The sequence below is a fragment of the Streptomyces sp. NPDC043861 genome, assembly GCF_056435905.1.
Genome location: NZ_JBWKDP010000006.1, coordinates 188429 through 210157, shown reverse-complemented (window position 1 = coordinate 210157; position 21729 = coordinate 188429). Strand labels below are relative to the sequence as shown.

Genomic DNA, 21729 nt, shown 5'->3' with positions numbered 1-21729 from the left:
ATGAGCACCATTGACATCCTTTCGCCGGCTGGCGACAAGGCCGGGACCGTCGAGCTCCCCGCGGAGATCTTCGACGCGAAGGTCAGCGTTCCGCTGATCCACCAGGTCGTCGTCGCGCAGCTGGCCGCTGCCCGTCAGGGCACGCACAAGACCAAGACCCGCGGCGAAGTCCGTGGTGGTGGCAAGAAGCCTTACCGCCAGAAGGGCACCGGCCGCGCGCGCCAGGGTTCGACCCGTGCGCCGCAGTTCGCCGGCGGTGGCGTCGTCCACGGCCCCGTGCCGCGTGACTACTCGCAGCGGACCCCGAAGAAGATGAAGGCCGCCGCCCTGCGCGGTGCCCTCACCGACCGGGCCCGCCACTCCCGTATCCACGTCGTCTCCGGCGTGGTCGAGGGTGCGGCTTCCACCAAGGCCGCCAAGACGCTGTTCGGCAAGATCTCGGAGCGCAAGAACCTGCTCCTGGTCGTCGACCGCGCCGACGAGGCCGCGTGGCTGTCCGCCCGCAACCTGCCCCAGGTGCACATCCTGGAGCCGGGCCAGCTGAACACGTACGACGTGCTCGTCTCCGACGACGTGGTCTTCACCCAGGCCGCCTTCGAGTCCTTCGTGTCCGGCCCCAAGGCCGCCAACGACACTGAAGGGAGCGAGGCCTGATGTCCGAGGCCACGATCACGAGCAAGACCTTCACGGACCCGCGTGACATTCTCGTCAAGCCGGTCGTTTCCGAGAAGAGCTACGCGCTGCTCGACGAGAACAAGTACACGTTCGTCGTCGACCCGCGCGCGAACAAGACCCAGATCAAGCAGGCCGTCGAGGCGGTCTTCTCGGTCAAGGTCACCGGGGTCAACACGATCAACCGCCAGGGCAAGCGCAAGCGCACCCGCACCGGTTTCGGCAAGCGCGCCAACACCAAGCGCGCCATCGTGACCCTCGCTGAGGGCGACCGTATCGACATCTTCGGCGGTCCGACCTCCTGACGGAGGTCTGGATCGTCCGAATATCGGACGAGGACTGAGAAATGGGTATCCGCAAGTACAAGCCGACGACTCCGGGCCGTCGTGGCTCCAGCGTCGCCGACTTCGTCGAGATCACGCGGTCCACGCCGGAGAAGTCGCTGGTCCGCCCGCTGCACAGCAAGGGTGGCCGTAACAACACCGGTCGTGTGACCGTCCGTCACCAGGGCGGTGGCCACAAGCGCGCCTACCGCGTGATCGACTTCCGTCGTCACGACAAGGACGGCGTGCCGGCCAAGGTCGCTCACATCGAGTACGACCCGAACCGCACCGCGCGCATCGCGCTGCTGCACTACGCAGACGGCGAGAAGCGCTACATCATCGCGCCGCGTGGCCTGAGCCAGGGCGACCGTGTCGAGAACGGCCCCGCCGCCGACATCAAGCCCGGTAACAACCTGGCGCTGCGCAACATCCCGGTCGGTACGACCATCCACGCCATCGAGCTGCGGCCCGGCGGCGGCGCGAAGTTCGCCCGTTCCGCGGGTGCCTCCGTGCAGCTGCTGGCGAAGGAGGGCACCATGGCCCACCTTCGTATGCCGTCCGGCGAGATCCGTCTGGTCGACGTCCGCTGCCGCGCCACCATCGGCGAGGTCGGCAACGCCGAGCAGTCGAACATCAACTGGGGCAAGGCAGGCCGTCTGCGCTGGAAGGGCGTTCGCCCGACCGTCCGTGGTGTCGCCATGAACCCGGTCGACCACCCGCACGGTGGTGGTGAGGGCAAGACCTCCGGTGGTCGCCACCCGGTCAGCCCGTGGGGTCAGAAGGAGGGTCGTACTCGTTCTCCCAAGAAGGCGAGCAACAAGTACATCGTCCGCCGCCGCAAGACGAACAAGAAGCGCTAGGAGCGGGTTTAGATGCCGCGCAGTCTCAAGAAGGGGCCCTTCGTCGACGACCACCTGATCAAGAAGGTGGACGCCCAGAACGAAGCCGGCACCAAGAACGTCATCAAGACCTGGTCCCGTCGCTCGATGATCATCCCGGCCATGCTGGGTCATACGATCGCGGTGCACAACGGCAAGACCCATGTCCCGGTGTTCGTCACCGAGTCCATGGTCGGCCACAAGCTCGGCGAGTTCTCGCCGACTCGCACCTTCCGCGGCCACGTCAAGGACGACCGGAAGTCGAAGCGCCGCTAAGCGCGGGGTGGGACGACTATGACTTACACCGAAGGGACAACCATGGAAGCCAGGGCCCAGGCGCGGTACATCCGCGTCACGCCCATGAAGGCCCGCCGCGTGGTGGACCTCATCCGTGGCATGGATGCCACGGAGGCTCAGGCGGTCCTGCGTTTCGCCCCGCAGGCCGCGAGCGTGCCGGTCGGCAAGGTGCTGGACAGCGCCATTGCCAACGCCGCGCACAACTACGACCACACGGACGCTTCTTCGCTGTTCATCAGCGAGGCGTACGTGGACGAGGGCCCGACCCTGAAGCGGTTCCGTCCGCGTGCTCAGGGCCGTGCCTACCGGATCCGTAAGCGGACCAGCCACATCACCGTGGTCGTCAGCAGCAAGGAAGGAACCCGGTAATGGGCCAGAAGGTTAACCCGCATGGGTTCCGACTCGGCATCACCACGGACTTCAAGTCCCGCTGGTACGCCGACAAGCTGTACAAGGACTACGTCAAGGAAGACGTCGCCATCCGTCGGATGATGACGTCCGGCATGGAGCGCGCCGGTATCTCGAAGGTTGAGATCGAGCGCACCCGTGACCGCGTGCGGGTGGACATCCACACCGCGCGTCCCGGCATCGTCATCGGCCGCCGTGGCGCCGAGGCCGACCGCATCCGCGGTGACCTCGAGAAGCTCACGGGCAAGCAGGTCCAGCTGAACATCCTCGAGGTCAAGAACCCCGAGGTCGACGCTCAGCTCGTGGCCCAGGCCGTTGCCGAGCAGCTGTCCTCCCGCGTCTCCTTCCGCCGTGCCATGCGCAAGAGCATGCAGTCGGCGATGAAGGCCGGCGCCAAGGGCATCAAGATCCAGTGTGGCGGCCGTCTCGGCGGCGCCGAGATGTCCCGCTCGGAGTTCTACCGCGAGGGTCGTGTGCCGCTGCACACGCTGCGCGCGAACGTCGAGTACGGCTTCTTCGAGGCCAAGACCACCTTCGGCCGCATCGGCGTGAAGGTCTGGATCTACAAGGGCGACGTCAAGAACATCGCCGAGGTCCGCGCCGAGAACGCCGCTGCCCGCGCCGGCAACCGCCCGGCCCGTGGTGGCAACGACCGCCCGGCCCGTGGTGGCCGTGGTGGCGAGCGTGGCGGTCGCGGTCGCAAGCCGCAGCAGCAGTCCGCGCCGGCTGCCGAGGCCCCCAAGGCCGACGCTCCCGCCGCCGCTGCCGCTCCGGCTGAGAGCACCGGAACGGAGGCCTGACCGAAATGCTGATCCCCCGTAGGGTCAAGCACCGCAAGCAGCACCACCCGAAGCGCCGCGGCATGGCCAAGGGCGGTACGACGGTTGCGTTCGGCGAGTACGGCATCCAGGCCATGACTCCGGCGTACGTGACCAACCGCCAGATCGAGGCGGCTCGTATCGCGATGACCCGCCACATCAAGCGTGGCGGCAAGGTCTGGATCAACATCTACCCGGACCGTCCGCTGACCAAGAAGCCTGCCGAGACCCGCATGGGTTCCGGTAAGGGTTCCCCGGAGTGGTGGGTCGCGAACGTGCACCCGGGCCGGGTCATGTTCGAGCTGTCCTACCCGAACGAGAAGATTGCGCGTGAGGCTCTGACTCGTGCGGCTCACAAGCTGCCGATGAAGTGCCGGATCGTCAAGCGCGAGGCAGGTGAAGCGTGATGTCGGCCGGTACCAAGGCGTCCGAGCTGCGCGAGCTGGGCAACGAGGAGCTTGTTGCCAAGCTCCGCGAGGCCAAGGAAGAGCTGTTCAACCTCCGCTTCCAGGCGGCGACGGGCCAGCTCGAGAACCACGGTCGGCTCAAGTCCGTCCGTAAGGACATCGCCCGGATCTACACCCTGATGCGTGAGCGCGAGCTGGGCATCGAGACGGTGGAGAGCGCCTGATGAGCGAGAGCAACGTGACTGAGAACAAGACCGAGCGCGGTTTCCGCAAGACCCGCGAGGGTCTGGTCGTCAGCGACAAGATGGACAAGACCGTCGTCGTCGCCGTCGAGGACCGGGTCAAGCACGCGCTGTACGGCAAGGTCATCCGCCGTACGAACAAGCTCAAGGCGCACGACGAGCAGAACGCCGCGGGTGTCGGCGACCGCGTCCTCCTCATGGAGACCCGGCCGCTGTCCGCGACGAAGCGCTGGCGCGTCGTCGAGATCCTCGAGAAGGCCAAGTAATTACCTGAGGGGTTTCCCTCAGGTCAGTTCCGCCAGGCTCGGCAGGGGCTCCGCCTCGTAAGAGGAAGGCCCCTGCCGGGAACCGGCAGACAAACAGGAGATAGACGTGATCCAGCAGGAGTCGCGACTTCGCGTCGCCGACAACACTGGTGCCAAGGAGATCCTTTGCATCCGTGTTCTCGGTGGCTCGGGTCGCCGCTACGCGGGCATCGGTGACGTCATCGTCGCCACCGTCAAGGATGCGATCCCCGGTGGCAACGTGAAGAAGGGTGACGTCGTCAAGGCGGTCATCGTTCGCACCGTCAAGGAGCGCCGCCGCCAGGACGGCTCGTACATCCGCTTCGACGAGAACGCCGCTGTCATTCTGAAGAACGACGGCGACCCTCGCGGCACCCGTATCTTCGGCCCGGTCGGCCGTGAGCTGCGCGAGAAGAAGTTCATGAAGATCATCTCGCTCGCGCCGGAGGTGCTGTAAGCATGAAGATCAAGAAGGGCGACCTGGTACAGGTCATCACCGGCAAGGACAAGGGCAAGCAGGGCAAGGTCATCGCGGCCTTCCCCCGCGAGGACCGCGTCCTGGTCGAGGGTGTCAACCGGGTCAAGAAGCACACCAAGGCCAACCAGCCGGGCCGTGCCTCGCAGGCCGGTGGCATCGTCACCACCGAGGCCCCCATCCACGTCAGCAACGTTCAGCTGGTTGTGGAGAAGGACGGCAACAAGGTTGTGACCCGCGTCGGTTACCGCTTCGACGACGAGGGCAACAAGATCCGCGTTGCCAAGCGGACGGGTGAGGACATCTGATGGCTACCACCACCACTCCGCGTCTCAAGACGAAGTACCGCGAGGAGATCGCGGGCAAGCTGCGTGAGGAGTTCTCCTACGAGAACGTCATGCAGGTTCCCGGCCTCGTGAAGATCGTGGTCAACATGGGTGTGGGCGACGCCGCCCGCGACTCCAAGCTGATCGAGGGTGCCATCAAGGACCTCACCACGATCACCGGCCAGAAGCCGGCCGTCACCAAGGCCCGTAAGTCCATCGCGCAGTTCAAGCTGCGTGAGGGCCAGCCGATCGGTGCCCACGTCACGCTCCGTGGCGACCGCATGTGGGAGTTCCTGGACCGCACCCTGTCGCTCGCGCTGCCGCGCATCCGCGACTTCCGTGGTCTGTCCCCCAAGCAGTTCGACGGCCGTGGCAACTACACCTTCGGTCTCACCGAGCAGGTCATGTTCCACGAGATCGACCAGGACAAGATCGACCGCGTCCGGGGTATGGACATCACCGTGGTGACCACGGCGACCAACGACGCTGAGGGCCGTGCCCTTCTCCGTCACCTCGGCTTCCCGTTCAAGGAGGCGTAAGCGAGATGGCGAAGAAGGCTCTCATTGCCAAGGCTGCTCGTAAGCCCAAGTTCGGTGTGCGTGCGTACACCCGCTGCCAGCGCTGCGGCCGCCCGCACTCCGTGTACCGCAAGTTCGGCCTCTGCCGCGTGTGCCTTCGTGAGATGGCTCACCGTGGCGAGCTGCCGGGCGTGACCAAGAGCTCCTGGTAATCCCGGGTTTACCCGGAATTACCAGAGGCTCTCGGTAAGCAACGGGTCGGCGGGTCCCTCCCCCACATGCCGTAGGCTTGTGGGGTTGGGCGCCCGCCGCCCTGATCGACTTACTACGCCGTAGGTCCCCGCGCCGCACCCGTCCCGCCCATGTGTGGGGAGAGGGATGGCGCATACAGGAAACCCCGGCGAGAGAGGCCGAAGGCCAATTCATGACCATGACTGATCCGATCGCGGACATGCTGACTCGTCTGCGTAACGCGAACTCGGCGTACCACGACTCCGTGACGATGCCGCACAGCAAGATCAAGTCTCACATCGCGGAGATCCTCCAGCAGGAGGGCTTCATCACGGGCTGGAAGGTCGAGGACGCCGAGGTCGGCAAGAACCTCGTCCTCGAGCTGAAGTTCGGCCCGAACCGTGAGCGCTCCATTGCGGGCATCAAGCGGATCTCCAAGCCCGGTCTCCGGGTTTACGCGAAGTCCACCAACCTGCCGAAGGTGCTCGGCGGCCTGGGCGTGGCGATCATCTCCACGTCGCACGGTCTCCTCACCGACAAGCAGGCCAGCAAGAAGGGTGTGGGCGGGGAAGTCCTCGCCTACGTCTGGTAGTCGGGAACGGAGGAGAAGAACAATGTCGCGTATCGGCAAGCTCCCCATCTCGGTTCCCGCCGGCGTGGATGTCACCATCGATGGCCGTACGGTCCAGGTGAAGGGTCCCAAGGGCTCCCTGACCCACACCGTTGCCGCGCCGATCGAGATCGTGAAGGGTGAGGACGGCGTACTCAACGTCACCCGCCCCAACGACGAGCGTCAGAACAAGGCCCTGCACGGCCTGTCCCGCACGCTGGTGGCCAACATGATCACCGGTGTGACCCAGGGGTACGTCAAGGCGCTCGAGATCAGCGGTGTCGGTTACCGCGTTGCCGCGAAGGGCTCCAACCTGGAGTTCCAGCTCGGCTACAGCCACCCGATCCTGGTGGAGGCCCCCGAGGGGATCTCCTTCAAGGTCGAGTCGCCGACCAAGTTCTCGGTCGAGGGCATCGACAAGCAGAAGGTCGGCGAGGTCGCCGCGAACATCCGCAAGCTGCGCAAGCCCGACCCGTACAAGGCCAAGGGCGTGAAGTACGCGGGCGAGGTCATCCGCCGCAAGGTCGGAAAGGCTGGTAAGTAAGCCATGGCATACGGCGTGAAGATTGCCAAGGGCAAGGCCTACAAGGGCGCTTCCCTGAAGCGTCGCCACATCCGCATCCGCAAGAAGATCTCGGGTACCCCGGCGCGTCCGCGTCTGGTCGTCACCCGGTCCAACCGCGGCATCACGGCTCAGGTCATCGACGACCTCGCGGGTCACACCCTCGCGTCGGCGTCCACCCTGGACTCGTCCATCCGCGGCGGCGAAGGCGACAAGTCGGCGAAGGCGAAGCAGGTCGGCCAGCTCGTGGCCGAGCGTGCCAAGGCTGCCGGCGTCGAGGCTGTCGTGTTCGACCGTGGCGGCAACCAGTACGCCGGGCGCATCGCCGCCCTGGCGGACGCCGCCCGCGAAGCCGGCCTGAAGTTCTGAGCCGGTTCCGTAGCTCAGCGGAAAACGAAGAGAGGTAATTCCAATGGCTGGACCCCAGCGCCGCGGAAGCGGTGCCGGTGGCGGCGAGCGGCGGGACCGGAAGGGCCGTGACGGCGGCGCAGCTGCCGCCGAGAAGACCGCTTATGTTGAGCGCGTTGTCGCGATCAACCGTGTCGCCAAGGTTGTGAAGGGTGGTCGTCGCTTCAGCTTCACCGCGCTGGTCGTGGTGGGCGACGGTGACGGCACCGTGGGTGTCGGTTACGGCAAGGCCAAGGAGGTGCCGGCCGCCATCGCCAAGGGTGTTGAGGAGGCCAAGAAGCACTTCTTCAAGGTCCCCCGTATCCAGGGCACCATCCCGCACCCGATCACGGGCGAGAAGGCCGCGGGCGTCGTCCTGCTCAAGCCTGCTTCCCCCGGTACCGGTGTTATCGCGGGTGGCCCGGTGCGTGCCGTCCTGGAGTGCGCCGGCGTTCACGACATCCTGTCGAAGTCGCTCGGCTCGTCCAACGCGATCAACATCGTTCACGCGACCGTGGCGGCCCTCAAGGGTCTGCAGCGTCCCGAGGAGATCGCGGCTCGCCGTGGTCTGCCGCTCGAGGACGTCGCCCCCGCGGCTCTGCTTCGTGCGCGTGCGGGAGCGGGTGCGTAATGGCCCGCCTCAAGATCACGCAGACGAAGTCGTACATCGGCAGCAAGCAGAACCACCGTGACACGCTGCGTTCGCTTGGCCTGAAGAGGGTCAACGACGTGGTCGTCAAGGAGGACCGCCCCGAGTTCCGCGGAATGGTGCACACCGTCCGCCACCTCGTGACGGTCGAGGAGGTCGACTGATCATGGCGGAGAACAACCCGCTCAAGATCCACAACCTCCGTCCCGCCCCGGGCGCCAAGACCGCCAAGACCCGTGTGGGTCGTGGTGAGGCGTCGAAGGGTAAGACGGCCGGTCGTGGTACCAAGGGCACGAAGGCCCGCTACCAGGTTCCGGAGCGCTTCGAGGGTGGGCAGATGCCCCTCCACATGCGTCTTCCGAAGCTGAAGGGCTTCAAGAACCCGTTCCGCACCGAGTACCAGGTCGTGAACCTGGACAAGCTGACCGCGCTCTACCCGCAGGGTGGCGAGGTCACGGTGGCCGATCTGGTCGCCAAGGGCGCGGTGCGCAAGAACAGCCTCGTCAAGGTCCTGGGCCAGGGCGAGATCTCCGTTGCGCTGCAGGTTTCGGTTGACGCCGTTTCCGGCTCCGCCAAGGAGAAGATCACCGCCGCCGGCGGTACCGTCACCGAGCTCGTCTGAGACGAGTCGATGGCCTGAACACCCACCGGGGATGCCTCATAAACGGGGCATCCCCGGTTGGTCGTTCCAAGCGGGGCACACTCGCCGGTAAGGTGGCGAGCGTTGTTGCTGTATTTACCGGGGGGCGACTCCCGGCCCATCCCCTTCGGGGGACTCCAGGCCGCGAAGGGCCGCCCTACCGGGCTCCGAGCGGCTCTTGACTTATTCGTATTCGTCGAACCTCAAGACCGTCACCTCTGACGCTTTGCGCGGGGGTCGCAGGAGGCACCGTGCTCACCGCGTTCGCCCGGGCGTTCAAGACGCCCGACCTGCGCAAGAAGCTGCTCTTCACGCTCGGCATCATCGTGCTGTACCGGATCGGCGCACACATCCCGGTTCCCGGCGTCAGCTACGAGAACGTGCAGATCTGTGTCGACCAGGCATCGAAGGGCAACAACAGCCTCTTCGGTCTCGTCAACATGTTCAGCGGCGGTGCGCTGCTGCAGATCACGATCTTCGCGCTCGGCATCATGCCGTACATCACGGCGAGCATCATCCTGCAGCTGCTGACCGTGGTCATCCCGCGCCTGGAAGCCCTCAAGAAGGAGGGCCAGTCCGGCACGGCCAAGATCACGCAGTACACCCGTTACCTCACGGTCGCCCTGGCCGTGCTTCAGGGCACCGGCCTGGTGGCCACCGCCCGCAGCGGCGCCCTCTTCAGCACCTGCACCGTGGGCAGTGAGATCGTCCCCGACCAGTCGATCTTCGTGACCGTCACCATGGTGATCACCATGACCGCCGGCACGGCCGTGGTCATGTGGCTCGGCGAGCTGATCACCGACCGCGGCATCGGCAACGGCATGTCCATCCTGATGTTCATCTCCATCGCCGCCGGTTTCCCGGGCGCGCTGTGGGCCATCAAGGAGAGCGGCAAGCTCGCCAAGGGCTGGATCGAGTTCGGCACGGTCATCCTGATCGGCTTCGTGATGGTCGCCCTCGTCGTCTTCGTCGAGCAGGCCCAGCGCAGGATCCCCGTGCAGTACGCGAAGCGCATGATCGGCCGCAGGTCCTACGGCGGTACGTCCACATACATCCCGCTCAAGGTGAACCAGGCGGGTGTGATTCCCGTCATCTTCGCGTCGTCGCTGCTCTACATCCCGGCGCTGATCGCCCAGTTCTCCAGCTCGAACGCCGGATGGAAATCGTGGATCGAAGCGCACTTCGTCAAGGGTGACCACCCGTATTACATCGCCACCTACTTCCTTCTGATCGTCTTCTTCGCCTTCTTCTACGTGGCCATCTCGTTCAACCCCGAGGAAGTCGCGGACAACATGAAGAAGTATGGTGGCTTCATCCCGGGTATCCGGGCTGGTCGACCTACCGCCGAGTATCTGAGCTACGTGCTCAACCGGATCACCTGGCCGGGCTCGCTGTATCTGGGTCTGATCGCTCTTGTGCCGACGATGGCGTTGGCGGGCTTCGGTGGTGCCAACCAGAACTTCCCGTTCGGTGGCACCAGCATCCTCATCATCGTGGGTGTCGGTCTCGAGACCGTGAAGCAGATCGAGAGCCAGCTCCAGCAGCGCAACTACGAAGGGTTCCTCCGCTGATGCGAATCGTCCTCGTCGGACCGCCCGGTGCGGGCAAGGGCACGCAGGCCGCGTTCCTTGCCAAGAACCTGTCGATCCCGCACATCTCCACGGGCGACCTCTTCCGCGCCAACATCAGCCAGGGCACGGACCTCGGCAAGCAGGCCAAGGCGTACATGGACGCCGGCAACCTGGTGCCGGACGAGGTCACCATCGGGATGGCCCGGGACCGGATGGCTCAGCCGGACGCCCAGAACGGCTTTCTGCTGGACGGCTTCCCGCGCAACGTCTCCCAGGCCGAGGCGCTCGACGCCGCGCTGGAGACCGATGGTGTGAAGCTGGACGCAGTGCTCGATCTGGAGGTCGAGGAGGACGAGGTCGTCAAGCGGATCGCGGGCCGCCGCATCTGCCGCAACGACAGCGCGCACGTCTTCCACGCGACGTACGCCCCGCCGAAGTCCGAAGGCGTCTGTGACACCTGCGGCGGCGAGCTGTACCAGCGCGACGACGACTCCGAGGAGACCGTCCGCAAGCGGCTCGAGGTCTACCACACGCAGACCGAGCCGATCATCGACTACTACAAGGCCCAGGGCCTGGTGGTCACCATCTCCGCGCTCGGCAAGGTCGGCGAAGTGACCGAGCGGGCCATGGAGGCTCTGCAGAAGGACCGGGCAGCGCAGGCCTGAGCCCGCGCTGTACCTCTGAGCTGTACGCCATACGGCCGCGGTGTCCCAAGGACGCCGCGGCCGTATCGTTGATTACCCACGATTACTCCCCCGATCCGGAAAGGCGCCGGCCCTCATGGTGCAGATCAAGACTCCCGAGCAGATCGCGAAGATGCGCGAGGCGGGACTGGTCGTCGCCGCGATCCACGCGGCGACCCGTGAGGAGGCGGTCCCCGGCGCCACCACCAAGGATCTGGACGAGGTCGCACGCAAGGTGATCGCCGACCACGGCGCCAAGTCGAACTTCCTGGGGTACGGCGGCTTCCCCGCCACCATCTGCACCTCGGTGAACGAGGTCGTGGTCCACGGCATCCCGGACGAGAAGACCGTCCTCAAGAACGGCGACATCATCTCCATCGACGCCGGCGCGATCGTCGACGGCTGGCACGGCGATGCCGCGTTCACCGTGTTCGTCGGCACCGGCCACGCCCCCGAGCTGATCGAGTTGTCCCGGGTGACCGAGGAGTCGATGTGGGCCGGCATCGCGGCGATGAAGACCGGCAACCGGCTGGTCGACATCTCCCGTGCCATCGAGACCTACATCCGCCGGCAGCCGAAGCCGGGCGGCGGCAAGTACGGAATCGTCGAGGAGTACGGCGGCCATGGCATCGGCACCGAGATGCACATGGACCCCCACCTGCTGAACTACGTCTCGCGCAAGCGCGGCAAGGGCCCGAAACTGGTCCCGGGCTTCTGCCTGGCCATCGAGCCCATGGTCTCCCTCGGCACCCCGCACACCGAGGTCCTCTCGGACGACTGGACCGTGATCACGACCGACGGCACCTGGTCGTCGCACTGGGAGCACTCGGTGGCGCTGACCGAGGAGGGGCCGCTGGTCCTGACGGCGGTCGACGGCGGCAGGGCGAAGCTGGCGGAGCTGGGTGTCACGGCGGCTCCGGACCCCCTCGCTTAATGATCTCCTACGTGGGGCAGACTCCCGGGATTCGTCTTTTCCAGGGGCCTGACGTAGACTGATGCGTCGGCTCTCGTGTACCCGTATGTCCGCATGCGGCGACGAGAGTCGATCAAGGTAGCCGATTCGAAGGGCGAAGCGTGGCCAAGAAGCAAGGTGCCATCGAAATCGAGGGCACCGTGATCGAGTCCCTCCCGAACGCCATGTTCAAGGTGGAGCTCCAGAACGGTCACAAGGTCCTCGCGCACATCTCCGGCAAGATGCGGATGCACTACATCCGTATCCTCCCGGACGACCGGGTCGTCGTGGAGCTGTCTCCGTACGACCTGACGCGTGGCCGGATCGTCTACCGGTACAAGTAGATCTTGCCCTCACCCCTCCCGTGGGGTGCTGGCACTGACCCGGAGAACCTCACATCCCATGAAGGTCAAGCCGAGCGTCAAGAAGATCTGCGACAAGTGCAAGGTGATCCGCCGTCACGGCCGGGTCATGGTCATCTGCGACAACCTGCGCCACAAGCAGCGCCAGGGCTGACGCACGACCTCCTGCATTTCGCAGTTACTTCGCGCGACGTAAGCAATACATGAAGATACGCAGAACCCGCCCAGCCCGTTTCAGGGTCGGCGGCACCTCCGGCGGGGGCCGGGGACCCGGACGTACCACCTCTCCTTCGGGAGGTCGGCGGACGGGAGTGGTTCTGCGGAAGACCCCCGAACACCACAGGAGCCATTGAATGGCACGCGTTTCCGGTGTTGACATCCCGCGCGACAAGCGCGTGGAGGTCGCACTCACCTACGTCTTCGGCATCGGCCGCACCCTGGCGAAGGAAACCCTCGCCGCGACCGGTGTGAACCCGAACACCCGCGTTCGTGACCTGGCCGAAGAGGACCTGGTCAAGATCCGCGAGTACGTGGACGCCAACCTCAAGACCGAGGGTGACCTCCGCCGCGAGATCCAGGCCGACATCCGCCGCAAGGTCGAGATCGGCTGCTACCAGGGTCTGCGCCACCGCCGCGGTCTGCCGGTCCACGGCCAGCGCACCAGCACGAACGCTCGTACCCGCAAGGGACCGCGTCGCGCCATCGCCGGTAAGAAGAAGCCGGGCAAGAAGTAGTCCTCAGCAGGACGCTTAATCGCGGTCTTCGCTGTAGGACCGACCACCTCCACGGGAGAAATACATGCCCCCCAAGGGACGCCAGGGCGCTGCCAAGAAGGTGCGCCGCAAGGAAAAGAAGAACGTCGCGCACGGCCACGCGCACATCAAGAGCACGTTCAACAACACGATCGTGTCCATCACGGACCCGAGCGGCAACGTGATCTCCTGGGCCTCCGCCGGCCACGTCGGCTTCAAGGGCTCGCGCAAGTCCACCCCCTTCGCCGCGCAGATGGCCGCCGAGTCGGCCGCCCGCCGCGCGCAGGAGCACGGCATGCGCAAGGTCGACGTCTTCGTCAAGGGTCCCGGCTCCGGCCGTGAGACCGCGATCCGCTCCCTCCAGGCCACCGGCCTCGAGGTCGGCTCGATCCAGGACGTCACCCCGACGCCGCACAACGGCTGCCGTCCCCCCAAGCGTCGTCGCGTCTGACCCCCCTTACGCCCTGGTGGGCGTGGTGGGACCCCAGCGCATGACCTGAGTGTCCGGGCGGTACGGCTCCTTCGGGGACGTGCCGCCCGTACTCTTGTAGTACGCAGTAGTTTTGAACGCCGGGCAACCGCCCGGTGAGTCGGGCGTCAAATAGCGGGCGCCCCCGACTGAAGGATCACAGACATGCTGATCGCTCAGCGTCCCTCGCTGACCGAAGAGGTTGTCGACGAGTACCGCTCCCGGTTCGTCATCGAGCCGCTGGAGCCGGGCTTCGGCTACACCCTCGGCAACTCGCTCCGCCGTACGCTCCTTTCCTCGATCCCGGGTGCGGCGGTCACGTCCATCCGTATCGACGGTGTCCTGCACGAGTTCACCACCGTGCCGGGCGTCAAGGAGGACGTCACCGACCTCATCCTGAACATCAAGCAGCTGGTCGTCTCCTCGGAGCACGACGAGCCGGTCGTGATGTACCTGCGCAAGCAGGGTCCGGGTCTGGTCACCGCCGCCGACATCGCCCCGCCGGCCGGTGTCGAGGTGCACAACCCCGACCTGGTCCTCGCCACGCTGAACGGCAAGGGCAAGCTGGAGATGGAGCTGACCGTCGAGCGCGGTCGCGGCTATGTCTCCGCCGTGCAGAACAAGCAGGTGGGCCAGGAGATCGGCCGTATCCCGGTCGACTCCATCTACTCCCCGGTGCTCAAGGTCACGTACAAGGTCGAGGCGACCCGTGTCGAGCAGCGCACCGACTTCGACAAGCTGATCGTCGACGTCGAGACCAAGCAGGCCATGCGTCCGCGCGACGCCATGGCATCGGCCGGCAAGACCCTGGTCGAGCTGTTCGGTCTGGCCCGCGAGCTCAACATCGACGCCGAGGGCATCGACATGGGCCCGTCCCCGACGGACGCCGCCCTGGCCGCCGATCTGGCGCTGCCGATCGAGGAGCTCGAGCTCACGGTCCGTTCGTACAACTGCCTCAAGCGTGAGGGCATCCACTCCGTGGGTGAGCTCGTCGCCCGCTCCGAGGCCGACCTGCTCGACATCCGCAACTTCGGTGCGAAGTCGATCGACGAGGTCAAGGCGAAGCTGGCCGGCATGGGCCTGGCCCTCAAGGACAGCCCGCCCGGATTCGACCCGACCGCCGCCGCCGACGCCTTCGGCGCCGACGACGACGCGGACGCCGGTTTCGTCGAGACCGAGCAGTACTAAGAGAATCGCGGGGGGCTCGGGCCCCCCGCGCCTGCCCCCTCGCGACCGCCTGGGGGAACTGACACCGGTACCTGATACGGCCGGTGCAGATCATGAGGAGAAACACCATGCCGAAGCCCGCCAAGGGTGCCCGTCTGGGCGGCAGCGCCGCGCACGAGAAGCTGCTTCTCGCGAACCTCGCGAAGTCGCTGTTCGAGCACGGCCGCATCACCACGACCGAGGCCAAGGCCCGCCGCCTGCGTCCGGTCGCGGAGCGTCTGATCACGAAGGCGAAGAAGGGCGACATCCACAACCGTCGCCTGGTCCTGCAGACGATCACGGACAAGGGCGTCGTCCACACGCTCTTCACCGAGATCGCTCCGCGCTACGCCGAGCGTCCGGGTGGCTACACCCGGATCACGAAGATCGGCAACCGTCGTGGTGACAACGCCCCGATGGCCGTGATCGAGCTCGTCGAGGGCGAGATCGCGAAGAAGGCCACCGTCGCCGAGGCCGAGGCCGCCACCAAGCGTGCGGTCAAGGAGGCGGACGAGGCCAAGGTCGAGGAGACCAAGGCCGAGGACGCCACCGAGGCTCCGGCCGAGGAGTCGAAGGACGCCTGAGGCGTTCCGAGACGGCTTTACGGCTGACGGACGGGCCCGTTCCCCTTTGTGGGGGACGGGCCCGTCCCGCTGAAAGGGACATGAGACGTGAGCGATGACGTGAGGCCCGGCTTCGTACGGGTGCGGCTGGACCTGTCCTACGACGGCAGGGACTTCTCCGGCTGGGCCAGGCAGACCCGTGGGCAGCGGACCGTGCAGGGCGAGATCGAGGACGCGATCCGTACGGTCACCCGGTCGCAGGAGAGGTATGAGCTGACCGTGGCCGGCCGCACCGACGCGGGTGTGCATGCGCGTGGCCAGGTCGCCCACGTCGATCTGCCGCAGGACCTCTGGGACGAGCACCGGGAGAAGCTGCTGCGGCGGCTCGCCGGACGCCTGTCCCACGACGTACGGGTGTGGAAGGCCGAGGAGGCCCCGGCCGGCTTCAACGCGCGCTTCTCCGCGATCTGGCGGCGCTACGCCTACCGGGTCACCGACCATCCCGCCGGCGTCGACCCGCTGCTGCGGGGCCATGTGCTGTGGCACGACTGGCCGTTGGACGTGGACGCCATGAACGCCGCCGCGGAACGGCTCCTCGGCGAGCACGACTTCGCCGCCTACTGCAAGAAGCGCGAGGGCGCCACCACCATCCGGACCCTGCAGGAGCTGCGTTGGGAGCGGGGCGCGGACGGGATCCTGACGGCGACCGTGAAGGCCGACGCCTTCTGCCACAACATGGTGCGTTCGCTGGTCGGGGCCATGCTGTTCGTCGGGGACGGGCACCGGCCGGCGGACTGGCCGGGCAAGGTGCTGGCGGCGGGCGTACGCGACTCGGCCGTCCATGTCGTCAGGCCGCACGGGCTCACGCTGGAGGAAGTCGGCTACCCCGCCGACGAGCTGCTGGCCGCCAGGAATCTGGAGGCCCGCAACAAGAGGTCGCTGCCGGGCCCGGCGTCCGGGGTCGCGGCCGGCTCACTGTCCGGCAGGAGCGGCGGCTGCTGCTGACGCCTGCCTCTCGCCGCGTGCCACGATCTGGCGGAACGTGAACTCCGCCAGGTCGTCGCCGGGCTGGAAGGCCTTGGTGTCGCCCTTGGTGACGGACTTTCCGTTCAGATAGCCGGTCGCCGTGAAGTAGGCGTACCGGCCGTACGAGTTGCCCACGAAGCGGCAGACCGGACCGCCCTTGCAGAAGCCCTTGACGCCCGAGCCGGAGAGCGGGGCGACGTTCCTGGCCGAACGCTTCAGCGCGGCCTGGGCCTTGGCCTCCGTGGGGAAGACCGCGACACCTATGGTGACGGCCACGCCGTTCCTGGTGTACGTGGCGCGGATGACCTGGTCGCAGCCATTGCTCTTGAGCGCGGCGCCGAGCGAACCCTGCGTGGCAGAGGCGCAGTTGGCGGTGCGCGCGGTCGGGCCCTTGGCGTACACCCGGCCGCCCATCGTCAGCTTCTTGCCCGGGAAGAGAGTGTCGGCACTGAGCGGCGCCTTGTCCTTCCCCGCGCTGGAGATGAACTCCTTGGGGTTGGGCGGGGGAGCCGGCGCGACCGAGGAGAACGACGGCTGCGGGCCGCCCGACTCGTTCGGCAGGTCGGGTGCCGTCGGCAGTTCGCTGGCGCTGCCCGTCGCCTCGGCGCCGTCCTTGTTCGTGGACACGACGGCCGTGGCCACGATCGCGGCTATCGCTGCTGTGGCCAGCGCACCGCCGCCGATCATCAGCCATTTCCTGCGCCGGGCACGCGTGGCCGAGGCGTCGGCCAGCGCGGCCCAGTCCGGCGTCTGCGCCTGCCGCTCCTGGCGCTGGAACGGCTCGAACGGTTCGAAGGGCTCGAACGATTCGGACTGGCGGCGTGGCTCCTGCGGCCACTGCGGTCCCCCAAAGCTCATGCCGCGCATCCTAAACCTGTTGGGCATGAACGTGTCCGGCAGTGAGAATGCCGGCCATGGGACATCTCGAGGCCGGGCATCTGGAGTACTACCTGCCGGACGGGCGGCCGCTGCTGGCCGACGTCTCCTTCCGGGTGGGTGAGGGGGCCGTGGTCGCCCTCGTCGGCGCCAACGGTGCGGGGAAGACCACCCTGCTCCGGCTGCTCTCCGGGGAGCTCAAGCCGCACGGTGGCACCGTGTCGGTGAGCGGCGGCCTCGGGGTGATGCAGCAGTTCGTGGGTTCGGTCCGGGACGAGCGGACGGTACGGGACCTGCTGATCTCGGTGGCCCAGCCACGTATCCGGGAGGCGGCGCGGGCGGTCGACGCGGCCGAGCACCTGGTCATGACGGTCGACGACGAGTCCGCGCAGATGGGGTACGCGCAGGCGCTGAGCGACTGGGCGGAGGTGCAGGGGTACGAGGCCGAGACGGTGTGGGACATGTGCACCACGGCCGCCCTCGGAATGCCCTACGACAAGGCGCAGTGGCGTCTCGTACGGACGCTGTCGGGCGGCGAGCAGAAGCGGCTGGTCCTGGAGGCGCTGCTGCGCGGCCCCGACGAGGTGCTGCTCCTGGACGAGCCGGACAACTATCTGGACGTGCCGGGGAAGCGATGGCTGGAGGAGCGGCTGCGGGAGACCCGCAAGACGGTCCTGTTCGTGTCGCACGACCGGGAGCTGCTCGCACGGGCCGCGCAGAAGATCGTGGCCGTGGAGCCCGGCCCTGCCGGGAGCGACGTCTGGGTGCACGGCGGCGGCTTCAGCACCTTCCACGAGGCGCGGCGGGAACGGTTCGCGCGGTTCGAGGAGCTGAAGCGGCGCTGGGAGGAGAAGCACGCGCAGCTGAAGAAACTGGTGATCAATCTGCGGCAGGCGGCGGCGGTGAGCCACGAGATGGCCTCGCGGTACGCGGCGGCGCAGACGCGGCTCAGGAAGTTCGAGGAAGCGGGTCCGCCGCCGGAGCCGCCGCGCGAGCAGGACATCCGGATGCGGCTACGGGGAGGACGCACGGGCGTCCGGGCGGTCACCTGCGAGGGTCTGGAGCTGTCCGGGCTGATGAAGCCCTTCGACCTGGAGATCTTCTACGGCGAGCGGGTGGCGGTGCTGGGATCGAACGGCTCGGGCAAGTCCCACTTCCTGCGGCTGCTCGCCGGGGAGGACGTGGCGCACGAGGGCGGGTGGAAGCTGGGTGCCCGGGTGGTTCCCGGCCATTTCGCCCAGACGCACGCCCATCCGGAGCTGCTGGGGCGCACCCTCGTGGACATCCTGTGGTCGGAGCACGCCAAGGACCGGGGGGCCGCGATGAGTGCCCTGCGGAGGTACGAGCTGGAGCGTCAGGGCGACCAGACCTTCGACCGCCTCTCGGGCGGCCAGCAGGCGCGCTTCCAGATCCTGCTGCTGGAGCTGCGCGGCACGACCGCGCTGCTGCTGGACGAGCCGACGGACAACCTGGACCTGGAGTCGGCGGAAGCCCTCCAGGAGGGGCTGGAGTCGTACGAGGGCACGGTCCTGGCGGTCACGCACGACCGCTGGTTCGCGAAGGCCTTCGACCGCTATCTCGTCTTCGGCACGGACGGCAGGGTGCGCGAGACGACGGAGCCCGTCTGGGACGAGCGGCGGGTGGAGCGGGCCCGGTAGACCCCGGTGGACAGGGGGTGGGGATCGGACAGGCGTACCCGGGCGTTTTGACCCGTGCGGGGGAGCGCGGGTATTCTGCTGGTTCGTTATGCGTATTGGCTTGCTCTATCTCACGTGAGGGGCCCTTACGCCGGTCCACCGGGCCGATGACCAGCGGTATGCACTTGGGTTGCGTCGCCCGATGTGCGACCACGGCTGTCGTGATCGTCCGGGTGGCCTTGTCAGGACCCCGTCCTCCGTGCCCTTGCGGGCGCGGTGGATCCCCATCACTGAAGAAGCGAAGGCTACGACCGTGCGTACGTACAGCCCCAAGCCCGGCGATGTGACGCGCCAGTGGCACGTCATTGACGCCCAGGACGTCGTCCTGGGCCGTCTGGCCACCACTGCTGCCACCCTCCTGCGGGGCAAGCACAAGCCGATCTACGCGCCCCACGTCGACGCTGGCGACTTCGTCGTCATCATCAACGCCGACAAGGTGCACCTGTCCGGCAACAAGCGGACCCAGAAGATGGCGTACCGCCACTCCGGCTACCCGGGTGGTCTGCGTTCCGTCCGCTACGACGAGCTCCTCGAGAAGAACCCCGAGAAGGCCGTCGAGAAGGCCGTCAAGGGCATGCTCCCGAAGAACTCCCTGGGCCGTCAGATGCTCTCGAAGCTGAAGGTCTACGCGGGTGAGAACCACCCGCACGCTGCTCAGCAGCCGGTCCCGTTCGAGATCACCCAGGTCGCGCAGTAAGTCCGGCCACCCCCTAAGACGAAAAGAATCTGAGGAGCATCGTGGCCGAGACCACCGCTGAGACCCCCGTCGAGAGCGAAGAGACCTACGCCGAGGTCACCACCTTCGAGTCGGAGACCCCCGTCGAGGGCGAGTACACCTCCGAGTCCATGGCGTCCCGCTTCGGCGACCCGCAGCCGGCTGCCGGCCTGGGCCGTCGCAAGAACGCCATCGCCCGCGTCCGGATCGTTCCGGGCACCGGCAAGTGGAAGATCAACGGTCGCACCCTTGAGGACTACTTCCCCAACAAGGTGCACCAGCAGGAAGTCAACGAGCCCTTCAAGGTGCTCGAGCTCGACAACCGCTACGACGTCATTGCCCGTATCTCGGGTGGCGGCGTTTCCGGTCAGGCCGGCGCCCTGCGCCTCGGCGTGGCCCGCGCGCTGAACGAGGCGGACGTGGACAACAACCGCGGCGCCCTGAAGAAGGCCGGCTTCCTGTCCCGCGACGACCGTGCGGTCGAGCGCAAGAAGGCCGGTCTGAAGAAGGCCCGCAAGGCCCCGCAGTACAGCAAGCGCTAATCGCCTGCTGGCCTGTACGGCATACGAACGCCCCGGCGGCACTCAGTGCCGCCGGGGCGTTCCGTTTCTCGGACCCGGGGAGACCCCCCGGGGTGACACAACTCGATGCCTCGGGCGTATAACGACAAGACAGCGCAGAGGCTCGCACTCTCGGAGCATTTTCGGAGGACACCAGTGGGACGACTCTTCGGCACGGACGGTGTGCGCGGTGTCGCCAACGCGGATCTGACGGTGGAGCTCGCGCTCGGCCTGTCGGTCGCGGCGGCGCACGTGCTCGCCGAGGCGGGCACGTTCGAGGGCCATCGGCCGACGGCGGTGGTCGGGCGTGATCCCCGTGCGTCCGGGGAGTTCCTGGAGGCCGCCGTCGTGGCGGGTCTCGCGAGCGCGGGCGTGGACGTCCTGCGCGTCGGTGTGCTGCCCACCCCCGCGGTGGCGTACCTCACCGGTGCGCTGGGCGCCGACCTCGGTGTGATGCTCTCCGCGAGCCACAACGCCATGCCGGACAACGGCATCAAGTTCTTCGCGCGCGGCGGCCACAAGCTGGCCGACGAGCTGGAGGACCGTATTGAGGCCGTGTACGAGCAGCACCGCACCGGTGCCCCCTGGGACCGGCCGACGGGCGCCGGAGTGGGCCGGGTGCGCGACTACGACGAGGGCTTCGACAAGTACGTCGCCCACCTCATCGCGGTCCTCCCCAACCGTCTCGACGGGCTCCGGATCGTCCTCGACGAGGCGCACGGCGCCGCGGCCCGTGTGTCACCGGAGGCGTTCGCCCGAGCCGGTGCCGAGGTCGTGACGATCGGCGCGGAGCCGGACGGGCTCAACATCAACGACAACTGCGGGTCCACCCATCTGGGCCCGCTGAAGGCCGCGGTCGTCGAGCACGGAGCCGACTTCGGTATCGCACACGACGGCGATGCGGACCGCTGCCTCGCCGTGGACGCCCAGGGCAACGAGATCGACGGCGACCAGATCCTGGCCGTGCTGGCCCTCGCCATGCGCGAGGCAGGCACGCTGCGTGGCAACACCGTCGTGGCGACCGTCATGTCGAACCTCGGCTTCAAGCTGGCGATGGAGCGCGAGGGCGTGCAGCTGGTCCAGACGGCGGTCGGCGACCGTTACGTCCTGGAGGCGATGAAGGCCGAGGGCTACGCGCTCGGTGGCGAGCAGTCCGGCCATGTGATCGTCCTCGACCACGCGACGACGGGTGACGGGACGCTGACAGGTCTGATGCTGGCCGCACGGGTCGCGGCGACCGGCCGCTCGCTCGCGGAGCTGGTCGGTGTGATGGACCGCCTGCCGCAGGTCCTGATCAACGTCCCGGACGTCGACAAGTCGCGCGTGGCCTCGTCCGCGGAACTGTCGGCGGCGGTCGCCGAGGCCGATCGGGAGCTCGGCACCACCGGCCGGGTCCTGCTGCGCCCGTCGGGCACCGAGCCCCTCGTCCGGGTGATGGTCGAGGCCGCGGACATCGAGCAGGCGCGCTCGGTTGCGGGGCGGCTGGCCGACGCGGTGAAGTCGGCGCTGGGCTGACCCTGCCGCACCGGACGACCTGACACCCGCCGTTCGGGCGAACGGCGGGTGTCGC

The 21729-nt window shown here is 67.3% G+C and carries 34 protein-coding genes; 33 read left to right on the top strand and 1 reads right to left on the bottom strand.

What is annotated here, in order from left to right; all coding sequences use genetic code 11:
- From rplD to truA, 29 genes are all read left to right on the top strand, one after another.
- Entirely contained in the window at positions 1-654 is a 654-nt protein-coding gene (gene rplD / locus AC068D_RS16775) for a 50S ribosomal protein L4 (RefSeq protein ID WP_478823762.1), read from the top strand.
- Positions 654-977 (top strand): 50S ribosomal protein L23, encoded by a 324-nt coding sequence (gene rplW / locus AC068D_RS16770; protein ID WP_365991347.1) that lies wholly within the window; start codon positions 654-656, stop codon positions 975-977. The genes rplD and rplW overlap by 1 nt, the downstream gene beginning before the upstream one ends.
- 41 nt (positions 978-1018) lie before the next feature.
- Positions 1019-1855, top strand: coding sequence for a 50S ribosomal protein L2 (gene rplB, locus AC068D_RS16765; protein ID WP_478823761.1), 837 nt, complete (start codon positions 1019-1021; stop codon positions 1853-1855).
- Positions 1856-1867: 12 nt separating this feature from the next.
- Positions 1868-2149, top strand: a complete 282-nt coding sequence (gene rpsS, locus AC068D_RS16760) for a 30S ribosomal protein S19 (RefSeq protein WP_166628878.1) — start codon at positions 1868-1870, stop codon at positions 2147-2149.
- A 42-nt stretch (positions 2150-2191) separates the two neighbouring features.
- On the top strand, positions 2192-2539 hold the full coding sequence (rplV, locus tag AC068D_RS16755; RefSeq protein ID WP_009327087.1) for a 50S ribosomal protein L22: 348 nt from the start codon (positions 2192-2194) through the stop codon (positions 2537-2539).
- Positions 2539-3378 carry a 30S ribosomal protein S3 gene (gene rpsC / locus AC068D_RS16750; protein ID WP_478823760.1) on the top strand — a complete coding sequence of 280 codons (840 nt, stop codon included), beginning with the start codon at positions 2539-2541 and terminating at the stop codon, positions 3376-3378. Before rplV ends, rpsC begins: the two co-directional genes overlap by 1 nt.
- A gap of 5 nt (positions 3379-3383) precedes the next feature.
- Positions 3384-3803: a 50S ribosomal protein L16 gene (gene rplP / locus AC068D_RS16745; RefSeq protein ID WP_005313579.1), complete on the top strand. Its 420-nt coding sequence runs from the start codon at positions 3384-3386 to the stop codon at positions 3801-3803.
- Positions 3803-4027: a 50S ribosomal protein L29 gene (gene rpmC, locus AC068D_RS16740; protein ID WP_031076670.1), complete on the top strand. Its 225-nt coding sequence runs from the start codon at positions 3803-3805 to the stop codon at positions 4025-4027. The genes rplP and rpmC overlap by 1 nt, the downstream gene beginning before the upstream one ends.
- Positions 4027-4311: a 30S ribosomal protein S17 gene (rpsQ, locus tag AC068D_RS16735; RefSeq protein ID WP_093656384.1), complete on the top strand. Its 285-nt coding sequence runs from the start codon at positions 4027-4029 to the stop codon at positions 4309-4311. Before rpmC ends, rpsQ begins: the two co-directional genes overlap by 1 nt.
- 106 nt (positions 4312-4417) lie before the next feature.
- Entirely contained in the window at positions 4418-4786 is a 369-nt protein-coding gene (rplN, locus tag AC068D_RS16730) for a 50S ribosomal protein L14 (RefSeq protein WP_003956455.1), read from the top strand.
- Between the two features lie 2 nt (positions 4787-4788).
- A complete protein-coding gene (gene rplX, locus AC068D_RS16725; RefSeq protein WP_105868304.1) occupies positions 4789-5112 on the top strand; it encodes a 50S ribosomal protein L24 in 324 nt (107 codons plus the stop codon).
- A complete protein-coding gene (gene rplE, locus AC068D_RS16720; RefSeq protein ID WP_153486744.1) occupies positions 5112-5669 on the top strand; it encodes a 50S ribosomal protein L5 in 558 nt (185 codons plus the stop codon). The genes rplX and rplE overlap by 1 nt, the downstream gene beginning before the upstream one ends.
- 5 nt (positions 5670-5674) lie before the next feature.
- Positions 5675-5860, top strand: coding sequence for a type Z 30S ribosomal protein S14 (locus tag AC068D_RS16715; RefSeq protein WP_003956452.1), 186 nt, complete (start codon positions 5675-5677; stop codon positions 5858-5860).
- Between the two features lie 212 nt (positions 5861-6072).
- Complete coding sequence (gene rpsH, locus AC068D_RS16710; protein WP_017949652.1) at positions 6073-6471, top strand: 30S ribosomal protein S8; 399 nt, start codon at positions 6073-6075, stop codon at positions 6469-6471.
- Between the two features lie 22 nt (positions 6472-6493).
- Positions 6494-7033, top strand: a complete 540-nt coding sequence (gene rplF / locus AC068D_RS16705) for a 50S ribosomal protein L6 (RefSeq protein ID WP_351226545.1) — start codon at positions 6494-6496, stop codon at positions 7031-7033.
- Positions 7034-7036: 3 nt separating this feature from the next.
- Positions 7037-7420 (top strand): 50S ribosomal protein L18, encoded by a 384-nt coding sequence (rplR, locus tag AC068D_RS16700; protein WP_336547169.1) that lies wholly within the window; start codon positions 7037-7039, stop codon positions 7418-7420.
- A gap of 43 nt (positions 7421-7463) precedes the next feature.
- Positions 7464-8069 carry a 30S ribosomal protein S5 gene (gene rpsE, locus AC068D_RS16695; RefSeq protein WP_006376045.1) on the top strand — a complete coding sequence of 202 codons (606 nt, stop codon included), beginning with the start codon at positions 7464-7466 and terminating at the stop codon, positions 8067-8069.
- The gene (rpmD, locus tag AC068D_RS16690; RefSeq protein ID WP_071273185.1) at positions 8069-8251 is read left to right on the top strand and encodes a 50S ribosomal protein L30; all 183 of its coding nucleotides are present in this window, start codon (positions 8069-8071) and stop codon (positions 8249-8251) included. Before rpsE ends, rpmD begins: the two co-directional genes overlap by 1 nt.
- Before the next feature lie 2 nt (positions 8252-8253).
- On the top strand, positions 8254-8709 hold the full coding sequence (rplO, locus tag AC068D_RS16685; protein WP_478823759.1) for a 50S ribosomal protein L15: 456 nt from the start codon (positions 8254-8256) through the stop codon (positions 8707-8709).
- A gap of 269 nt (positions 8710-8978) precedes the next feature.
- Complete coding sequence (gene secY, locus AC068D_RS16680) at positions 8979-10298, top strand: preprotein translocase subunit SecY (protein WP_478823758.1); 1320 nt, start codon at positions 8979-8981, stop codon at positions 10296-10298.
- Entirely contained in the window at positions 10298-10963 is a 666-nt protein-coding gene (locus AC068D_RS16675) for an adenylate kinase (RefSeq protein ID WP_478823757.1), read from the top strand. The genes secY and AC068D_RS16675 overlap by 1 nt, the downstream gene beginning before the upstream one ends.
- A gap of 115 nt (positions 10964-11078) precedes the next feature.
- Positions 11079-11915 (top strand): type I methionyl aminopeptidase, encoded by an 837-nt coding sequence (gene map, locus AC068D_RS16670; RefSeq protein WP_478823756.1) that lies wholly within the window; start codon positions 11079-11081, stop codon positions 11913-11915.
- A gap of 140 nt (positions 11916-12055) precedes the next feature.
- Positions 12056-12277: a translation initiation factor IF-1 gene (infA, locus tag AC068D_RS16665; protein WP_003956442.1), complete on the top strand. Its 222-nt coding sequence runs from the start codon at positions 12056-12058 to the stop codon at positions 12275-12277.
- Positions 12278-12335: 58 nt separating this feature from the next.
- A complete protein-coding gene (gene rpmJ / locus AC068D_RS16660; RefSeq protein ID WP_003956441.1) occupies positions 12336-12449 on the top strand; it encodes a 50S ribosomal protein L36 in 114 nt (37 codons plus the stop codon).
- Positions 12450-12648: 199 nt separating this feature from the next.
- Positions 12649-13029 (top strand): 30S ribosomal protein S13, encoded by a 381-nt coding sequence (rpsM, locus tag AC068D_RS16655; protein ID WP_093656368.1) that lies wholly within the window; start codon positions 12649-12651, stop codon positions 13027-13029.
- Positions 13030-13093: 64 nt separating this feature from the next.
- The gene (gene rpsK / locus AC068D_RS16650) at positions 13094-13498 is read left to right on the top strand and encodes a 30S ribosomal protein S11 (protein ID WP_003956432.1); all 405 of its coding nucleotides are present in this window, start codon (positions 13094-13096) and stop codon (positions 13496-13498) included.
- 183 nt (positions 13499-13681) lie between these two features.
- Complete coding sequence (locus tag AC068D_RS16645) at positions 13682-14704, top strand: DNA-directed RNA polymerase subunit alpha (protein WP_003956430.1); 1023 nt, start codon at positions 13682-13684, stop codon at positions 14702-14704.
- Positions 14705-14811: 107 nt separating this feature from the next.
- Entirely contained in the window at positions 14812-15306 is a 495-nt protein-coding gene (gene rplQ, locus AC068D_RS16640; protein WP_478823755.1) for a 50S ribosomal protein L17, read from the top strand.
- Between the two features lie 87 nt (positions 15307-15393).
- The gene (gene truA / locus AC068D_RS16635) at positions 15394-16290 is read left to right on the top strand and encodes a tRNA pseudouridine(38-40) synthase TruA (RefSeq protein WP_478823754.1); all 897 of its coding nucleotides are present in this window, start codon (positions 15394-15396) and stop codon (positions 16288-16290) included.
- Here truA and AC068D_RS16630 read toward each other — a convergent pair.
- Positions 16258-17169: a hypothetical protein gene (locus AC068D_RS16630; RefSeq protein ID WP_478823753.1), complete on the bottom strand. Its 912-nt coding sequence runs from the start codon at positions 17167-17169 to the stop codon at positions 16258-16260. The genes truA and AC068D_RS16630 overlap by 33 nt on opposite strands.
- A 56-nt stretch (positions 17170-17225) precedes the next feature.
- Between AC068D_RS16630 and AC068D_RS16625 the strand changes: the two genes are divergently transcribed.
- From AC068D_RS16625 to glmM, 4 genes are all read left to right on the top strand, one after another.
- Positions 17226-18845, top strand: a complete 1620-nt coding sequence (locus AC068D_RS16625; protein ID WP_478823752.1) for an ABC-F family ATP-binding cassette domain-containing protein — start codon at positions 17226-17228, stop codon at positions 18843-18845.
- Positions 18846-19137: 292 nt separating this feature from the next.
- The gene (gene rplM / locus AC068D_RS16620; RefSeq protein ID WP_478823751.1) at positions 19138-19581 is read left to right on the top strand and encodes a 50S ribosomal protein L13; all 444 of its coding nucleotides are present in this window, start codon (positions 19138-19140) and stop codon (positions 19579-19581) included.
- 41 nt (positions 19582-19622) lie between these two features.
- Positions 19623-20141 carry a 30S ribosomal protein S9 gene (gene rpsI / locus AC068D_RS16615; protein ID WP_478823750.1) on the top strand — a complete coding sequence of 173 codons (519 nt, stop codon included), beginning with the start codon at positions 19623-19625 and terminating at the stop codon, positions 20139-20141.
- A gap of 174 nt (positions 20142-20315) precedes the next feature.
- On the top strand, positions 20316-21674 hold the full coding sequence (glmM, locus tag AC068D_RS16610) for a phosphoglucosamine mutase (protein WP_478823749.1): 1359 nt from the start codon (positions 20316-20318) through the stop codon (positions 21672-21674).
- Positions 21675-21729 lie beyond the last annotated feature (55 nt).

Excerpts from the sequence above, each read along its gene's own strand:
- rpsQ (WP_093656384.1), top strand. The coding sequence starts at position 4,027 with ATGAGCGAGAGCAACGTGACTGAGAACAAGACCGAGCGCGGTTTCCGC.
- rpsC (WP_478823760.1), top strand. The coding sequence starts at position 2,539 with ATGGGCCAGAAGGTTAACCCGCATGGGTTCCGACTCGGCATCACCACG.
- rpmJ (WP_003956441.1), top strand. The coding sequence starts at position 12,336 with ATGAAGGTCAAGCCGAGCGTCAAGAAGATCTGCGACAAGTGCAAGGTG.
- rplF (WP_351226545.1), top strand. The coding sequence starts at position 6,494 with ATGTCGCGTATCGGCAAGCTCCCCATCTCGGTTCCCGCCGGCGTGGAT.
- rplE (WP_153486744.1), top strand. The coding sequence starts at position 5,112 with ATGGCTACCACCACCACTCCGCGTCTCAAGACGAAGTACCGCGAGGAG.
- AC068D_RS16630 (WP_478823753.1), bottom strand. The coding sequence starts at position 17,169 with ATGAGCTTTGGGGGACCGCAGTGGCCGCAGGAGCCACGCCGCCAGTCC.
- rplW (WP_365991347.1), top strand. The coding sequence starts at position 654 with ATGTCCGAGGCCACGATCACGAGCAAGACCTTCACGGACCCGCGTGAC.
- rpsK (WP_003956432.1), top strand. The coding sequence starts at position 13,094 with ATGCCCCCCAAGGGACGCCAGGGCGCTGCCAAGAAGGTGCGCCGCAAG.
- rpsM (WP_093656368.1), top strand. The coding sequence starts at position 12,649 with ATGGCACGCGTTTCCGGTGTTGACATCCCGCGCGACAAGCGCGTGGAG.
- map (WP_478823756.1), top strand. The coding sequence starts at position 11,079 with ATGGTGCAGATCAAGACTCCCGAGCAGATCGCGAAGATGCGCGAGGCG.
- rplQ (WP_478823755.1), top strand. The coding sequence starts at position 14,812 with ATGCCGAAGCCCGCCAAGGGTGCCCGTCTGGGCGGCAGCGCCGCGCAC.
- rplR (WP_336547169.1), top strand. The coding sequence starts at position 7,037 with ATGGCATACGGCGTGAAGATTGCCAAGGGCAAGGCCTACAAGGGCGCT.
- rplO (WP_478823759.1), top strand. The coding sequence starts at position 8,254 with ATGGCGGAGAACAACCCGCTCAAGATCCACAACCTCCGTCCCGCCCCG.
- rplP (WP_005313579.1), top strand. The coding sequence starts at position 3,384 with ATGCTGATCCCCCGTAGGGTCAAGCACCGCAAGCAGCACCACCCGAAG.
- AC068D_RS16675 (WP_478823757.1), top strand. The coding sequence starts at position 10,298 with ATGCGAATCGTCCTCGTCGGACCGCCCGGTGCGGGCAAGGGCACGCAG.
- AC068D_RS16715 (WP_003956452.1), top strand. The coding sequence starts at position 5,675 with ATGGCGAAGAAGGCTCTCATTGCCAAGGCTGCTCGTAAGCCCAAGTTC.
- AC068D_RS16645 (WP_003956430.1), top strand. The coding sequence starts at position 13,682 with ATGCTGATCGCTCAGCGTCCCTCGCTGACCGAAGAGGTTGTCGACGAG.
- rpmD (WP_071273185.1), top strand. The coding sequence starts at position 8,069 with ATGGCCCGCCTCAAGATCACGCAGACGAAGTCGTACATCGGCAGCAAG.
- AC068D_RS16625 (WP_478823752.1), top strand. The coding sequence starts at position 17,226 with ATGGGACATCTCGAGGCCGGGCATCTGGAGTACTACCTGCCGGACGGG.
- rplD (WP_478823762.1), top strand. The coding sequence starts at position 1 with ATGAGCACCATTGACATCCTTTCGCCGGCTGGCGACAAGGCCGGGACC.
- rpsS (WP_166628878.1), top strand. The coding sequence starts at position 1,868 with ATGCCGCGCAGTCTCAAGAAGGGGCCCTTCGTCGACGACCACCTGATC.
- rpsE (WP_006376045.1), top strand. The coding sequence starts at position 7,464 with ATGGCTGGACCCCAGCGCCGCGGAAGCGGTGCCGGTGGCGGCGAGCGG.
- rplV (WP_009327087.1), top strand. The coding sequence starts at position 2,192 with ATGGAAGCCAGGGCCCAGGCGCGGTACATCCGCGTCACGCCCATGAAG.
- rplX (WP_105868304.1), top strand. The coding sequence starts at position 4,789 with ATGAAGATCAAGAAGGGCGACCTGGTACAGGTCATCACCGGCAAGGAC.
- rplB (WP_478823761.1), top strand. The coding sequence starts at position 1,019 with ATGGGTATCCGCAAGTACAAGCCGACGACTCCGGGCCGTCGTGGCTCC.
- rpmC (WP_031076670.1), top strand. The coding sequence starts at position 3,803 with ATGTCGGCCGGTACCAAGGCGTCCGAGCTGCGCGAGCTGGGCAACGAG.
- rpsH (WP_017949652.1), top strand. The coding sequence starts at position 6,073 with ATGACCATGACTGATCCGATCGCGGACATGCTGACTCGTCTGCGTAAC.